Raw genomic sequence first — 13,233 nt, 5'->3', positions numbered from 1 at the left:
AGATTGAGAGTAAACATTATTATGCTAGATGAAAATAATATGGGTGAAAAAACTCACAGTAATTGTTCTGTTATGGATTTTAACGTTGTCTGGTTGGCGGCATTGATTCAATTGGTCAGTGCGCTTGATTTCATGATGATTATGCCTCTCGGGCCTGATTTATCTCGTGCACTAAATATAAGTCCAACCTATATAGGATATTTAGGAGGCGGGTATGCACTGGCAGCCGCACTATCATCGTTGTTATGTGCCAGATATCTCGACCTATTTGATAGAAAGCATGTTGCACTGATCACATTGTTGGGTATCACGCTATCCACTTGGGCCTGCGCTTTGGCATGGGATATGGAAAGTTTATTCTTTACCCGCTTGCTGGCCGGTATGTTTGCCGGTCCAGCAACATCCATTGCTCTGGCGATCGTTGTGGATGCCACACCAATAGATCAACGTGGTCGAGCGATGGCCATTGTGATGGGGGCATTTTCGTTGTCAGCGATTGCCGGTGTGCCGTTGGGATTGGAGCTGGCAATGTTGAAAGGATGGAGTGCACCTTTCTATGTTGTCGGTGGCTTGGGATTGGGAGTCTGCGTGGCGGTATATACAAGGCTGCCCGAGATGACGGCCCACTTGGGATTGAATCAGAAAGAATTTTCATCAATGGAAATGCTGAAGCGACCTGTGGTATGGAATGCGTTTATGGCAATTGGGTTGGCAATTTTCAGCACCTTCCTTATTGTTCCCAACATAGCTGCTTATTTTCAATTTAACCTTGATGTCCCTCGCGGCGATATGAGTCAGTACTATGTCATGGGTGGCATTTTTAGCCTGTTTTCAATGCAGCTTGGCGGATTGTTTATTGACCGTTTTGGCGCAATGAAAGTGACGATTTTGATGGGGGCATTGACGATAGCGGTTGTTTGGGATGGTTTATTGCATGAGCCTTGGTTGCCGACCATAGTGATTTTCACGTTATTCATGGTGGTTACATCGACCCGAACGATCACCGTTGCTGCTGTTAATAGTCAAGTGGCAGCGCCTTGGGAAAGGGCGGGATTCATGTCATTACAAAATGTTTTTCAACATATATTCAGTGGCTCGGCTGCCGTCGTCTCTTCGATGATTTTAACAAATGTCGATGGTCACCTTGGCAACATAACTCTATTGGCTTGGCTAACCATAGTGTTGACGATTATTCAGCCACTTTTTCTATATCGATTGCTCAAGCTGCTGCGTTTGGGAACCCCAAAATCGGATGTTTGAGAAACGAGACCTGTAGGGAAATGGGCTTGATTGACGAAGCCTTAACGGGGGCTCGCCAGCCAGACGCGGGTCATCCATCCCACCAAAAGAGAAGGGCCCCGCCATCCATTATGGCGGGGCCCTTTACATTAACAGCAGTGCCGCTGATTCAATCGTTCGCGCTGGCAGGGGCCACTGAAATGGCTGGCCCGAATCCAATTAGACAGGAATGGCGGTCGCCGCCGGTGGCGGGGTGATTTTCGAGGCGATCAGCTGGCGCAGGCGGGGCACCAGCAGGAGCAACACCACGCCGCCCGCCAGCGAACCCCAGCCCAGCATATTGAACACCGAGCTGTAGCCCGGGTTGGTGGCGACCGGGGTGCTGCCGATATTTTGCGGCATGGCGCCGGAGACATAGCCCGCCAGCACCGAGGCGATGCCGGTCACCATCATCCAGCAGCCCATCATCAAGCCTTGCAGGCTGGCGGGGGCCAGCTTGCCAATCATGGCGTAGCCGATGGGGGAGATCAGCAGCTCGCCAAAACTCTGCAGTACATAGCTGATGGCGATCCACTTGAAGGCGACCAGCCCGTCGGCCCCCGCCAGATGGATGCCGATCGGCAGCACCAGCATGCCGAGCCCCATGCAAAACAGCGAGGCTGCAAACTGGGAAGGGATATCGATATTCCACCCCTGTTCGCGCAACCGCTTGAACAGCAGCGCCATCAGGGGGCCACCGATGACGATGACAATGGTGTTGATGTTCTGGATCCACTGGGGGGCGACCCGCAGCCCGAACACGTTGAGGTTGATGTTGTGCTCGGAGAAGAGCATCAGCCCCATGGGCGCCAGCTGGTAGAGCGACCAGAAGATGAGGGAGCCGAGGGCGAGGATCAGGTAGGCCACCATGCGGCTGCGCTCGGCGGCGTCCGGGTGGCGGGCGGTCATCACGCAGAGCAGCACCAGCACCACGGCCCCCAGGATCAGCACAAAGCTGCCGCTGAAGCTGGCGTGGGTCAGCAGCAGACGCAGCGCCGGCACCAGCATGGCCAGAATGGCGATCCCGGCCAGCATGCGGCGGTAGAAGCCGCTCCCTTTGATATGGCGCAGCGGGGTGCTGATATCCGCCAGAATCGGCCAGCAGGCGAAGGTAGCAATGATGGCGATGATGTTGCCCAGCGTCGCAAACAGGAACAGGGTGCGGTAATCCTCGGTGAGCTGGAAGTAGCCCGCCACCGTGAAGCCGATAAAGAAGCCCAGATTCATCCCGGCGTAGTTCCACAGGAAGGCGCTCTCGCGGCGGTGATCATCCGGGGCGAAGCGCTGGGTCAGCATCATGTTGAGGCAGGTGACGTTGAGGCCGCTGCCGGTAAGGAACATGGCGAGCCCCCAGTAGAGGCCGGTGATCCCCATCTCGGCGATGAAGTAGCAGCCGATCACCTGCAGCACCATCCCCATCACGAACAGGTTGCGGTTGCTGAGGTAGCGCCCGCCGAGATAACCGCCAAACAGGTGCAGGCCATAGTTGAAGGCCCCGAAGACCCCCATCATGGCATTGGCTTGGGATTCGCTAAAGCCGAGCCGCTTGGTGGCGTAGAGCACCAGGGTGGAGTAGAGCACGGCAAACCCCAGGGTCGAGAAGGTCTGGATAAAGAACAGCGCCCCGGAGCCGGGGGGAATGGTGGGGTGTTGATTCGAAGCGCTCACGGTCTGTCTCCTGTGAGAGAAGAAAGTCATTACTCGTCCTGAGAGCGTGCCGGTCTGCTGCCGGCTAGCCTTGTGCGCTTCCATGCTGGTCTGAAGGCCGGTCTGTCATTTAGCGGCCAAGCGGTGCAAATAGCCATACCTGAAATTTAATCCGGCGCGATTAATTGCTTTTTATTGATCTATTCCGCCTTTTTATGCGTGATTGAGTCGTGATTTTAGCTCGGCTTACCACGCGGTTGCGGCACGGTTGATGTGATCCAGTCGGCTATTTGGTGCCGATTATGGCGCAGTGGCGGGATCTACGTCCCACTTTGTTGTCCCGAAACGCAGCTGGCGCCAAGCCGTTGTATCGCAGGTTGTTTATTCATCTTCGGGCATTGAGTGAATAAATATCGGTAAGAGAAGGGACAGCCCCGGGGTGACTTGCGTGTGTTCTCTCTTTGCTGTCGAGAGGGTGAGGGGAGGATAGAACAACGCCCGGCGGGCCGGGCGTTGTGGTGCGACTGATGGGCGGTGAAAGCGGCCTTAGAAGTCGTGGTAGAGCGGCCAGCCGAGCAGCGGGTGCTTGAGACCGGCGCGCATCTCGACGTTGTCGAGCTTCTCCGGCGAGGCGTTCTCTTTTTGCAGCAGCTGGTACTGGCGCACAAAGCCGAGGGTGTGGAGCAGGTTGGGCACAAAGCCCGGGCTCAGCTCCTGCCGCAGGGCGGCGGCCATGTCGGCGGGTAGCGCGCTCAGCATCAGGGCGAGCTGGGCGGCGAGGTAGTCGGTGTCGTACCAGTTCTCGTCGAGCTCAATCTCCCGCGCCAGTTTGCGCTTGAGATCCTGCTTCACCTTGAGCGGGGCGGCGCCACTGCCCTTGCCGCAGAGGATGCGGTAGAGCAGCGCTTCGGCCAGCTTGTCCTCCATGGTGGGGTGGTCGCTCTCGCAGGCGAAGAAGTGCTGGTCGATGAGCTCCATCAGGCGGCTTTTGTTGTGCTCGGTCAGCGCCTTCTCGTACTCCTGCCACCCTTGCCACTCCTCCACATCGGGCGGGCTCGAGATCTTGTCCAAGAGCCGCGCATCCACGTCACCGTAGAGGCTGTTGCCAGCCTGCTTGGGGCTGACGGTAATGATCATCGACCAGCCCTTCTGGAACGGCTTGATGGGGCCTTCCGGCGCCTGCAGCAGCGCCAGCGCCTTGGCCGGATCACGCGCCGAGAGCTCCTGCAGACCGAGGCTCACCACGCCGATGACGTCGTGGGCCGCCTGCTCCAGCAGGTGCATCTTGTACTTGTTGTAGTACTTGTCGGCGAATTTGAGGCTCATCAGCACCGCCTTGCCCTTGATGGCGGCGAGCTGCTGCTGACTCAAGAGTTCGTTGTCGCGGCCAAAGCGCAGCACCTGGGTCAGAAAGGGACCCTGGTTGGCATCGCGAATGACTAACTGCATGAATGGGCTCCTTAATCCAGAAAGCTGAACATGTCGTCGACGTCGCCGTACTCGTCTTCCTCGACCTTGTTCTTCTCTTTGGCCTGCATCACCAGCTCGGCGGCAAACTTGTTGATGATGCCGTCCCAGGTGGAGTGCTCGTTGCGCAGCAGCGCCTTGATGGCTTTCTCCACCTCGGGGGCCAGCTCGCGAATAAGCATCAGGAGGCTGCGCGGGTCATCCAGCGCGTAGTCGTGGACATCCTCGCTCTGCTGGCGCTCGCTGTAGCGCAGGGACTCTTCGAGATCTTCCTCTTCGGCGTGCAGCACGTCGCGATAGCCTTCGTCCTCTTCATAGCGATCGCCGCGATAGAACTCGATAAAGGGGATGGCGAGGTAGAAGAGACCGGCCGGATCTTCGGCCACGCATTCGAGGATCTCGCGCTGCTTGGCTTCGCTATCCTGGGTGCGGATCAGGTAGTTGAGGAAGTCGAAGGTGTGCTGTTGCAGCTCATCGGCGTTGTTCTTGATCGCCTCTTCCCAGTAGAGCGGCTGCTGGCAGACGATGTCGCGGATCCGCTCCGGGGTCATCAGCTCGGAGATGATGGAGGGGAAGGAGATATCGTGCTGGCCGTTAATCTGGGTCAGGGTAACGATATCAATGTTTTCAATCACTTCTGCCAGCTGGTCGTCAGACATGGTCTTGGCGATCAGCTCGAACTTCTCGCTGGCCTGCTTCGGCTCGATAACGGCCAGCTCTTTGATCTCGATGGCGGTAATTTCTATCAGACTGTTGCTCATGCCTTGCCCCAATTAGAAACGGACTTCGTCGTACATATCCTGATCGCCGTCGTCATCACCATAGCGGTCACTGCCGCCGTGGTAGTCGGCGTCGGCATCTTCCCCGTCTTCATCTTCTTCGTCGCGCAGCTCATAGTCGTCATCGCCGCGGTGGCTACCGCGGGGTAGCGGGTTGTCGAGCAGGAACAGCACGGCGCAGGCTTCCATCAGCTGATCTTCGCTCTGGGCCCGCACCGCCTTGACCAGCGGCAGGGCGGCGTTGTTGAATCCGACGCTCACCTTGAACTCGTCCCAGCTCGGCTGCTCGCCGCTGGCGAGCCACTTGTTCCACTGCGATTTGGCCTTGGCCGGGAACTGCACCCGGCCATAGAGGGCCAGCGGCAGATACTCGGGCATAAACTCCAGCATGCTCATATCGGCCAGCAGCAGGCTCTTCATCTGGTCGGTGAACTGTTCCAGCCCCTTGGGGTCTTCCTGATCCCGGTAGGATTCGATGTTTTCGCTGGCATCGCTTTGCAGCGCCTTGAGCCGCGCCTGGTCCCATCTCTTTTGCATAGTTGCTCTTTCTGCCTGCTGTTTCAGGGGTAGAACTGATCCCACATCTCCTGCATGGCGGAGGCGGGGTCGGTCACGATGACGTTGTTGAAATCCTTGATAAAGGCGGCCCGCTGTTTCGGATCGGACAGCACTTCATAGGCCTGCTTTACCTGGTGCAGCTTGATGGCTGCCTGCTCTTTCTCTTCTTCACTGGCCCCGTGCAGCTTGTCGGGGTGGTACTGGTTCGACAGCCGACGATAGGCTTTCTTGATGTCGTTTTCGCTGGCGTTGGACTTGACGCCCAGCACCCGAAAGTAGTTGTTCATGGCAGATCCTGCATCACTGGCATCATAGGATTCACGCTGCGAGTGCCTGATGGTGGGGATTGGCAAATCAGGCACGGCAAAAACCCGTCATTTTAACGGAAACCTCCCGCCATCGCCATGAATAGGACGCAAGGTCACTGGCAGAAAAGCTTGACGGGGCACCTTGGGATCTGTCTCCCTGTCGGGAATAGTCCAGGGACTACACTACAGGAGGCGCCGGGGATTATCTTGGCGATCGTCAGTTGGCCTCGGCCGTACCGAGACCCTTACTAAGGAATGGACAGCCATGCTCAAATTTTATCTTCTGCCTATGGTGCTGCTTGGCGGTTTCGCCATCGCTGCCGATGAGAGCATCGATGAGCCCTTGATGTTCATCAAGGGGGACATTACCAAGGCACAGTTTATGGAAAGAGCCGAGCAGCGTTTCACCCGGCAGGACAGTGACAAGGATGGCACCCTCTCGATTGCCGAGAGAGAGGCAGCCATGGCCAAGATGCACGAGGCAATGCAGCAGTCAGGCAAGGCCATGCCTGGCAAGATGGGGAATATGGGCAACATGAGGCCGATGCAGGACACGACCAGGGAACAGTTCATGGCGCATCATGAGGCCCTCTTTACCCAAATGGACAAGAACGGAGATGGTGTGCTTGACGAAGCCGAGCGTACCAGTGCCAGAGGGCGGCTCGGGCAGGGGATGATGGCGCCCGCCCAATAGAGCTGGTTTGTCACCTTTCCTTCCTGAAAAAAGAGCCCGGTAGTGATACCGGGCTCTTTGCATGGAGACGGGGTGACCTGAGGGCTCACCATTGCCGCAGTGCGAGCGCTTCCTGCCCCTGCGGGCGACCCCGACCTTAGCTCTGCCTGGCCAGCTCTGCCTTCACCAGCTGCTCCAGCTCCTCATAGGGGATGGCGCCCGACACCAGCTGGTTGCCGATCAGGGTCGCCGGTGTGCCCTGTACACCCAGCAGGGTGCCAATGCGCAGGCTGTTGCGCAGCTCCTCGGTGGCTTTACCCTCCGGTTTGAGTGCCACATTGCCGGTGGCCGCCAGCGCCTTGTTGATGTCCGCCTCGGTCAGCATCCCCTGCTTGCTCATCAGCTTGTCGTGCAGGGCGAAGAAGCGGGCGGGATCCTGTTGCCACAGGGTCAGGCTGTACTGGGCTGCCTTGGCGGAGCTCTGCCCCTTGAACGGCAGCAATTTGATCACCAGCCCCAGATCATTCGGATAGGCCTTGAGCAGCCTGGTCAGCTGGGGATCGAACTGCTTGCAGTAGGGGCAGTTGTAGTCGGTAAACAGCACCAGCGTCAGCTTGGGGTTTTTGGCACCCAGGCGCGGGCTGGTAGCGCTGTTGAACAGCACATCCTTGTTGCCCTTGATGAAGTTGCCAAGCTGGGCCTCCTGGGCTGCGGCATTCTGCTTCTCCCAGGACTCGGCCGCCTCGTCGAGGATCTTGGGGTTGGCGATCAGAGTCTCGCGGATCAGCTCCTTGATGCGTGCTTCCTGTTCAGGGGTGAAGGGGGCCGCGTGTAGGGTCGGAGCCAGCAGGGGGGCGCAGAGAGAGGCCAGCAGGGGCAGGGCGCTCAGAGTCGGTTTCATGGATACTCCTTAAAATCGGGTAGTGCCAGCCTGAAGTGGCCAGCCTTGTGCAAGCTAGTCGGCAGTCGTCGTGGTTGCGCCGGGGCAGCAAGGTATTCCCCTGCAACAACGCCATGCCGTAAATCTGTTTTCAGTACGCCGCAGTCGTGCCCCGTTGGTGCAAGAAGGCGGCGATGGTCTCGCAAACATGAGTCATGACCAATGGCAAAGAGCCGGAATCATTCCCGCCAGATGCAGAGGGTGAGATGCAGACGCCGTTCGGGTGGCGAGATGACTCTGGGTGGGGGTAGTGGCGGTGTGTAGCGCCAAAGGGGGGCCAGCAGGGCGATCAGCACCGCCACGGCAAAGAAGAGCTGTTCGATGCAGAGCAGGGGGACGGCGCTCAGCCACTTGCCGTTGAGCTGGCAACTGCCTGGCTGCGGGCTGGCCGGTTTGGCATCCCCCAGATCCGTTGTCGAGTTCTGAACGGGTAGCGCCTGACAGCTGAGCGCCTGATCGAGCAGGGCAAGCCGGGCCAGCGGCTGGGCCGCACAATTGAGCAGCAGCAGGCAGACCAGCAGCAGGAGATGTTTCGCTATCCGTTGTTGCAAAATCATGTTCGCCCCGTCCATCAAGATGGGGCCATCCTAGCGAGCTATGTCTGGAGGGGCAAGTTACCGCGCTCGTTATGACTGATCGCCTGGGTGACAGAGCAGGTAAGTCTGGTCGGTTCTGTTTGGCGAACGCTTGTTCGCTAAAAGGGGGATCAGTATACTGCGCCGAGTTAAAACTCGAGGTGTTCGATGCTCAAAATTGCCCGTGTGCTGCTGCTTGGTCTGCTGCTCATTTTCTGGTTCCTGTTCGGCCTGCTGCTCTGTCTGGTTCGTCCGCGCCATCCCAACAACGTCTATGTCTTCGCTCGCATGTATCACGCGGTCTGCCCGCTGATCGGGTTGCGAGTCAAGGTGACGGTGGCCGACGAGGTGAAATCGGTCGGCCCGGCGGTCTACGTCTGCAACCACCAGAGCAACTTCGACATCTTCACCGTGACCGGTGCGGTGCAGCCCGGTGTGGTGGCGGTGGGCAAGAAGAGCCTGCTGTGGCTCCCCTTCTTCGGCCTTATCTTCTGGCTATCCGGCAACGTGCTGATCGACCGCTCCAACCGCTCCCGTGCCATCGGCACCATAGGTCAGGTGGTGGATCGCATCAAGAATCGCGGCACCTCCATCTGGATGTTCCCGGAAGGGACCCGCTCCAAGGGGCGTGGCCTGCTGCCATTCAAGGCGGGCGCTTTCCACACTGCGGTACAGGCTGAAGTGCCCGTGGTGCCCATCGTCTGCTCCAGCTACTTCGGTCAGATCGACCTCAATCGTTGGGACAACGGCGAAGTGCTGGTGGAAGTGATGGCACCGGTCTGCAGCAAGGAGCACGGTGCCGCTGGCATTCGCGAGCTCTCCGAAGTGTGCCGTGCCAGGATGGAGGCCAAGCTGGCCGAATTGGACAGCAAGCTGGGCCACAGCCACGCAGCTTGACTAGATATCGCAGATGAATCGACAAGGGAGCCTCAGGCTCCCTTTTTTATTGGTAAAAATCACCACCTGGTTGGCTATTTTCACCAATAAACCCTTCTTGAATTTCCTCGGTAAATTCCCATCTATATGTAAAACAACAATAATTTTTCTTGGCACGGCTCTTGTAATGCAATGGGAAGAGATAGCAATCCCATCAACAAGGAGCCAGACCATGAGCGTATTCAGCCGCCTGACCGACGTGATAAATGCCAACCTGCACAGCCTGCTCGACAAGAGTGAAGAGCCGGAGAAGATGCTGCGCCTGATGATCGAAGAGATGGAGCAGGTGCAGGTCGAGATGCGTACCCAGGCCACCCGCGTGATTGCTGAACAGAAACAGCTGGAGCGTCACCAGCAGGGGTTGCAGGCGCAGATCCTGGAGTGGTCGGCCAAGGCCGAGCTCGCCATCCAGAAAGGCCGTGAGGATCTGGCCCGTGCCGCCCTCACCGAGAAGCTGGCGGAGGCCAGGAAATGTGAACAGCTGGAACAGGACAAGGCCCGGGTGGCCGAGGTGCTGGCCCAGCTTACCGCCGACAGCGAGCGACTGGCAGCCAAGCTGACCGAGGCGCGGGAGAAGCAGAAACTGCTGACCCTGCGCGAGCAGACGGCCCACAGCCGCATTCGTGCTCGCGCTCAGGTGGACAACCAGCGCATGCATGAGCTGATGGCGCGCTTTGACGGTTTTCAAGGCCGGGTCGATCAGCTGGAAGCCCAGCTGGAGGCGGCCATTTTGGGGCAGAATCCCTCGCTGGAGGCCCAGTTCCGCGAGCTGGAGCTCAATGACGAGATAGAGCGCGAGCTGGCCCGTCTCAAGGGGCAGAAGGTGGAGGTATAACCATGACTCCCTGGCCCAAGGATCTTGTCCATCGCAAGCTGACTGGCGTTTGCGCCGGCATTGCCCAACGGCTGGGGATCTCCAGAGTGACGGTGCGAGTGGTAGCCCTGCTCGCCCTGATCCTGGTGCCACCGCTGGCACTGGCTGCCTATCTGCTGGCGGTGCTGGTGATGCCGCCCCGTTATGAATTGAAACGCTGGCTGGATTGACCGCAAGGCAGCCCGGCGGCACAGAGAGCCCGTAAGGAGCAAGTTATGCTGGAATTTTTCATATTGCTGGGAGTGTTGCTGGTCATGGCGCTGACCGGCTTTACCCTGGTAGCCATGCTGCTGGTGAGCGGCGTGTTTGTACTACTGGGGCTGCTGAGCGGCATGCTTGCCCTGATCGTCAAGTTGGCCCCCTGGCTGCTGGTCGCGCTGGCAGTCTGTTGGCTCATCAGCCACCGTCGTCAGCGCAACAATACCTATCTGTAGTTGTGCAACAAGTTATGAAATGCTCCCTGATTTCCCCTTTTCGGCCACTCATCGAGTGGCCTTTTTTTAGCTGTAACCCTTAAGGTCGGGTCGTTTCGGGTAACCACTGCGGGCTCCAGCTCTGCCAGAGTGCCGGGCTGTGGATCAGCTGCTCCTTGAAGGATTTTGGCTGCTGCTTGAGGCGATATTCGAGGCGCAGGGCTGCCCCCTTCTCGCCGACCTCCTGCTGCCAAGCCAGCGTCAAGGGGCCCTTGCCGCGCAGGGCGCGAGCCCCCTTGCCGCTCTGGTGCTGACGCAGACGACGTTGAGGATCCGTGCTGACCCCGGTATAGAGCAGGCCGGTGGCGGTGCGCACCATATAGATAAACCAGCGAGAAGAGGGGGGAGAGGCGTGCGGGGATATCCCGTCAGGAGGTTTTATCATTTGTACTTCTCTGTGCCAAACTCAAAAGCAGTGCAAGGAGGTGCGATGAGAGTCTGGTTCTGGTTGTGGTTACTGTTGTCGGTTCCGGCTCTGGGGGAGACGATCCGTCTCTACGATTACCATCAGCATCCGCCCTTCAATACCGGAGTGGATGCCGGACTGAGCCGCGAGCTGGTCAAGTATCTCAATGAAAAGTTGGGGGGGGAACCCAGAATCGAGCTCTGGCTGGTTAATCGCGCCCGGCTGGCGCTGGAGATGGCGGATCCCGACTTTGACGGTCTGGTGGTCTGGGTCAATCCCGCCTGGGTAGGGGATCCCCATCGCGAGCGTTATCTCTGGACCTTTCCGGTGATGCGCGACACCAACGAGCTAATCTCGAACATCGACAAGCCGATCACCTATCGCGGACCCGACTCCCTCAAAGGATTGGTGTTCGGCGGGGTGGAGGGCTACCGCTATCAGGGGATCGACGATGCGGCAGCAAGGGGAGAGCTGGAGCGTCACGATGCCAAGAAGGTGAAGACCAATCTTGAGCTGCTGGTGCGCGGCCGCATCGATGTGACCATGGTGCCTGGCTCCGCGCTGGGCTTTTTCATCGACTCAAACCACTATCAGGGCAAGCTGTTTATCTCGCCATTCCCCCAATCCAGCTATACCCGCCATATCCTGCTGCCCAAATCTCGCCCAGAGCTGCATGCCACCCTCAACGACATCGCCGAGCAGATGGACAAGGATCCCCGCTGGCACAAGGTGCTGGAGTCCTATCGCGGTAAGCCCTGAGGGCGGCGCTTGAGCCGGTGCAGCGGCAACAGGCTCACCAGCAAACCTGCCCAGACGAAGGCGAAACCGACCGCCTTGATGGGGTCCGGCGCTTCACCAAACCAGTAGATAGCGAGCAGGAAGGCGAGGCTGGGCTCGATATATTGCAGCAGCCCCACAGTGCTCATCCGGGTTCTCGCCACTGCGTAGCAGAAGAGCCCCACCGGCAGCAGGGTGGCGGGGGCACTGCCCATCAGCAGCAGCTTGTCGGCCAGATCCCTGTTCACGAATGCCCCTTCCCCGTGCCACGCCAGCGTGCCGATGATGATCAGCGCGACGGGCAGTTGCACCATGGCTTCCAGATAGAGGCTGGTGCCGGTGTCGTAGTGGATCTTCTTCTTGATAAGGCCGTAGCAGGCGAAGTTGGCCCCCATGATGAGGGAGAACCAGGGGAGCTGGCCGTAGCAGAACAGCATGTAGGCAAGCCCCGCCAGCGCCAGGGCGACTGCCAGATGCTTTTGCGGGGTGAGTCGCTCTTTGAGGAAGATGACGGCGAATACGATATTGAACAGCGGGGTCATAAAGAAGGCGAGGCTGGTGGTCAGTACCTGTCCGGTGGTGAGGCACCAGGTGAACATGCACCAGCTGATCGACATCACTGGACCCGCCAGCAGAATGAGGCCGAGCTGGCGCGGCTCGCTGCGCAGTTGTGCCCAGGGCACCTTGTGGCCAAGCAGCAAAAACAGGGCACCCAGCAGCACCACAGACCAGAGCACCCGGTGGGAGATCAGCTCCCACATGTTGACCTCGGGCATGAATTGATAATAGAGCGGCAGCATCCCCCACAGGATGAAGGAGAGGGTCGCGGTGCCGGTACCTAGCCAGTTTTTCATTATTGTCCGTTTATTAAATTAAACATCCATGGCGATAGTAGGGGGAGTGCCCTGTTTCCACAAGAGGGAAAGCAGGGAAATGCTGGTACTATCAACGTCATGCAGCGAATCGATAAGTTGTTTGAGCAAATCAGGGCCTGCCGTCTGTGCGAGGCTCATCTGCCGCTGGGGCCTCGTCCGGTGATCCGCGGGGCCGAGAGTGCCCGCTTGCTGATCATCGGTCAGGCGCCCGGCACCCGGGTGCATGCCAGCGGTATCCCGTGGGATGACCCTTCCGGTGACAGGCTGCGCCATTGGCTCGGTGTCGATAAGGCCACCTTTTACGACGAATCCCGCATCGCCATCATGCCGATGGGGCTCTGCTATCCCGGCAGGGGAAAATCCGGCGATCTGCCGCCGCGCCCCGAATGTGCACCCACCTGGCACGACAAGGTATTGATGCTGTTGCCCAATATCGAACTGACCCTGCTGATCGGCCAATATTCACAAGCCTACTATCTGCGGGGGGCAGCCAAAGGGTCACTCACCGACACGGTGCGCTGCTGGGCCGACTATGGCCCTGGCTGGCTACCGTTGCCGCATCCCTCCCCGCGCAATACCCTCTGGCTCAGGAGGAATCCCTGGTTCGGGCAGGAGATCGTCCCCCATCTGCAGCAAAGGGTCGCCCCGCTTCTGGGGAGACCCTGAG

17 protein-coding genes are annotated in these 13,233 nt (G+C 58.7%); 8 read left to right on the top strand and 9 right to left on the bottom strand.

Going from position 1 to position 13,233, the window contains the following annotated elements; all coding sequences use genetic code 11:
* The first annotated feature begins 39 nt into the window (after window positions 1-39).
* Complete coding sequence (locus G5306_RS13305) at window positions 40-1,260, top strand: MFS transporter (RefSeq protein WP_421312972.1); 1,221 nt, start codon at window positions 40-42, stop codon at window positions 1,258-1,260.
* A 198-nt stretch (window positions 1,261-1,458) separates the two neighbouring features.
* Here the strand turns inward: G5306_RS13305 and G5306_RS13300 are convergent, their stop codons facing one another.
* From G5306_RS13300 to G5306_RS13280, 5 genes are all read right to left on the bottom strand, one after another.
* Complete coding sequence (locus tag G5306_RS13300; RefSeq protein WP_421295730.1) at window positions 1,459-2,946, bottom strand: peptide MFS transporter; 1,488 nt, start codon at window positions 2,944-2,946, stop codon at window positions 1,459-1,461.
* 525 nt (window positions 2,947-3,471) lie between these two features.
* Window positions 3,472-4,374 carry a cold adaptation protein AtcC gene (gene atcC, locus G5306_RS13295; RefSeq protein ID WP_421312971.1) on the bottom strand — a complete coding sequence of 301 codons (903 nt, stop codon included), beginning with the start codon at window positions 4,372-4,374 and terminating at the stop codon, window positions 3,472-3,474.
* A gap of 11 nt (window positions 4,375-4,385) precedes the next feature.
* Window positions 4,386-5,153, bottom strand: a complete 768-nt coding sequence (gene atcB / locus G5306_RS13290) for a cold adaptation protein AtcB (RefSeq protein WP_005335887.1) — start codon at window positions 5,151-5,153, stop codon at window positions 4,386-4,388.
* 12 nt (window positions 5,154-5,165) lie between these two features.
* Window positions 5,166-5,708 (bottom strand): cold adaptation protein AtcA, encoded by a 543-nt coding sequence (gene atcA / locus G5306_RS13285; RefSeq protein WP_421212950.1) that lies wholly within the window; start codon window positions 5,706-5,708, stop codon window positions 5,166-5,168.
* 23 nt (window positions 5,709-5,731) lie between these two features.
* Window positions 5,732-6,016 carry a DnaJ domain-containing protein gene (locus G5306_RS13280; RefSeq protein ID WP_005343121.1) on the bottom strand — a complete coding sequence of 95 codons (285 nt, stop codon included), beginning with the start codon at window positions 6,014-6,016 and terminating at the stop codon, window positions 5,732-5,734.
* Window positions 6,017-6,302: 286 nt separating this feature from the next.
* Here G5306_RS13280 and G5306_RS13275 point away from each other — a divergent pair, with 286 nt between their 5' ends.
* The gene (locus G5306_RS13275; protein ID WP_216952102.1) at window positions 6,303-6,731 is read left to right on the top strand and encodes an EF-hand domain-containing protein; all 429 of its coding nucleotides are present in this window, start codon (window positions 6,303-6,305) and stop codon (window positions 6,729-6,731) included.
* Between the two features lie 136 nt (window positions 6,732-6,867).
* Here the strand turns inward: G5306_RS13275 and G5306_RS13270 are convergent, their stop codons facing one another.
* Window positions 6,868-7,611 (bottom strand): DsbA family protein, encoded by a 744-nt coding sequence (locus G5306_RS13270; protein WP_421172396.1) that lies wholly within the window; start codon window positions 7,609-7,611, stop codon window positions 6,868-6,870.
* A gap of 218 nt (window positions 7,612-7,829) precedes the next feature.
* On the bottom strand, window positions 7,830-8,207 hold the full coding sequence (locus G5306_RS13265) for a hypothetical protein (RefSeq protein WP_421312970.1): 378 nt from the start codon (window positions 8,205-8,207) through the stop codon (window positions 7,830-7,832).
* A 186-nt stretch (window positions 8,208-8,393) separates the two neighbouring features.
* Between G5306_RS13265 and G5306_RS13260 the strand changes: the two genes are divergently transcribed.
* The 4 genes from G5306_RS13260 (at window position 8,394) to pspG (ending at window position 10,469) form a co-directional block, all read left to right on the top strand.
* Window positions 8,394-9,122 carry a 1-acylglycerol-3-phosphate O-acyltransferase gene (locus G5306_RS13260; protein WP_421172394.1) on the top strand — a complete coding sequence of 243 codons (729 nt, stop codon included), beginning with the start codon at window positions 8,394-8,396 and terminating at the stop codon, window positions 9,120-9,122.
* A 211-nt stretch (window positions 9,123-9,333) separates the two neighbouring features.
* Entirely contained in the window at window positions 9,334-9,996 is a 663-nt protein-coding gene (pspA, locus tag G5306_RS13255) for a phage shock protein PspA (RefSeq protein WP_421236109.1), read from the top strand.
* A 2-nt stretch (window positions 9,997-9,998) separates the two neighbouring features.
* Complete coding sequence (locus G5306_RS13250) at window positions 9,999-10,205, top strand: PspC domain-containing protein (RefSeq protein WP_124241612.1); 207 nt, start codon at window positions 9,999-10,001, stop codon at window positions 10,203-10,205.
* A 45-nt stretch (window positions 10,206-10,250) separates the two neighbouring features.
* Window positions 10,251-10,469, top strand: a complete 219-nt coding sequence (gene pspG, locus G5306_RS13245) for an envelope stress response protein PspG (RefSeq protein ID WP_216952098.1) — start codon at window positions 10,251-10,253, stop codon at window positions 10,467-10,469.
* A gap of 79 nt (window positions 10,470-10,548) precedes the next feature.
* Here pspG and G5306_RS13240 read toward each other — a convergent pair whose 3' ends face one another.
* Entirely contained in the window at window positions 10,549-10,893 is a 345-nt protein-coding gene (locus G5306_RS13240; protein ID WP_216952097.1) for a GIY-YIG nuclease family protein, read from the bottom strand.
* A gap of 45 nt (window positions 10,894-10,938) precedes the next feature.
* On the opposite strand from G5306_RS13240, the gene G5306_RS13235 reads away from it, so the two are divergent.
* On the top strand, window positions 10,939-11,673 hold the full coding sequence (locus tag G5306_RS13235; protein ID WP_216952096.1) for a substrate-binding periplasmic protein: 735 nt from the start codon (window positions 10,939-10,941) through the stop codon (window positions 11,671-11,673).
* On the opposite strand, the gene rarD is transcribed toward G5306_RS13235, so the two are convergent.
* Window positions 11,655-12,545 (bottom strand): EamA family transporter RarD, encoded by an 891-nt coding sequence (gene rarD, locus G5306_RS13230; protein WP_421312969.1) that lies wholly within the window; start codon window positions 12,543-12,545, stop codon window positions 11,655-11,657. The genes G5306_RS13235 and rarD overlap by 19 nt on opposite strands.
* Window positions 12,546-12,644: 99 nt before the next feature.
* Between rarD and G5306_RS13225 the strand changes: the two genes are divergently transcribed.
* A complete protein-coding gene (locus G5306_RS13225; protein ID WP_421312968.1) occupies window positions 12,645-13,232 on the top strand; it encodes a uracil-DNA glycosylase family protein in 588 nt (195 codons plus the stop codon).
* Window position 13,233: the final 1 nt, after the last annotated feature.

This window comes from Aeromonas sp. 603404 (genome assembly GCF_049171775.1).
Lineage (GTDB): Bacteria > Pseudomonadota > Gammaproteobacteria > Enterobacterales > Aeromonadaceae > Aeromonas > Aeromonas veronii_A.
This window is presented reverse-complemented; position numbering and strand designations above follow the sequence as displayed.

What these genes read in the sequence shown, in the direction of transcription:
- G5306_RS13305 (WP_421312972.1), top strand. Translation starts at nt 40, where the DNA reads ATGGGTGAAAAAACTCACAGTAATTGTTCTGTTATGGATTTTAACGTT.
- atcC (WP_421312971.1), bottom strand. Translation starts at nt 4,374, where the DNA reads ATGCAGTTAGTCATTCGCGATGCCAACCAGGGTCCCTTTCTGACCCAG.
- atcB (WP_005335887.1), bottom strand. Translation starts at nt 5,153, where the DNA reads ATGAGCAACAGTCTGATAGAAATTACCGCCATCGAGATCAAAGAGCTG.
- atcA (WP_421212950.1), bottom strand. Translation starts at nt 5,708, where the DNA reads ATGCAAAAGAGATGGGACCAGGCGCGGCTCAAGGCGCTGCAAAGCGAT.
- G5306_RS13280 (WP_005343121.1), bottom strand. Translation starts at nt 6,016, where the DNA reads ATGAACAACTACTTTCGGGTGCTGGGCGTCAAGTCCAACGCCAGCGAA.
- G5306_RS13275 (WP_216952102.1), top strand. Translation starts at nt 6,303, where the DNA reads ATGCTCAAATTTTATCTTCTGCCTATGGTGCTGCTTGGCGGTTTCGCC.
- G5306_RS13270 (WP_421172396.1), bottom strand. Translation starts at nt 7,611, where the DNA reads ATGAAACCGACTCTGAGCGCCCTGCCCCTGCTGGCCTCTCTCTGCGCC.
- G5306_RS13265 (WP_421312970.1), bottom strand. Translation starts at nt 8,207, where the DNA reads ATGATTTTGCAACAACGGATAGCGAAACATCTCCTGCTGCTGGTCTGC.
- G5306_RS13260 (WP_421172394.1), top strand. Translation starts at nt 8,394, where the DNA reads ATGCTCAAAATTGCCCGTGTGCTGCTGCTTGGTCTGCTGCTCATTTTC.
- pspA (WP_421236109.1), top strand. Translation starts at nt 9,334, where the DNA reads ATGAGCGTATTCAGCCGCCTGACCGACGTGATAAATGCCAACCTGCAC.
- G5306_RS13250 (WP_124241612.1), top strand. Translation starts at nt 9,999, where the DNA reads ATGACTCCCTGGCCCAAGGATCTTGTCCATCGCAAGCTGACTGGCGTT.
- pspG (WP_216952098.1), top strand. Translation starts at nt 10,251, where the DNA reads ATGCTGGAATTTTTCATATTGCTGGGAGTGTTGCTGGTCATGGCGCTG.
- G5306_RS13240 (WP_216952097.1), bottom strand. Translation starts at nt 10,893, where the DNA reads ATGATAAAACCTCCTGACGGGATATCCCCGCACGCCTCTCCCCCCTCT.
- G5306_RS13235 (WP_216952096.1), top strand. Translation starts at nt 10,939, where the DNA reads ATGAGAGTCTGGTTCTGGTTGTGGTTACTGTTGTCGGTTCCGGCTCTG.
- rarD (WP_421312969.1), bottom strand. Translation starts at nt 12,545, where the DNA reads ATGAAAAACTGGCTAGGTACCGGCACCGCGACCCTCTCCTTCATCCTG.
- G5306_RS13225 (WP_421312968.1), top strand. Translation starts at nt 12,645, where the DNA reads ATGCAGCGAATCGATAAGTTGTTTGAGCAAATCAGGGCCTGCCGTCTG.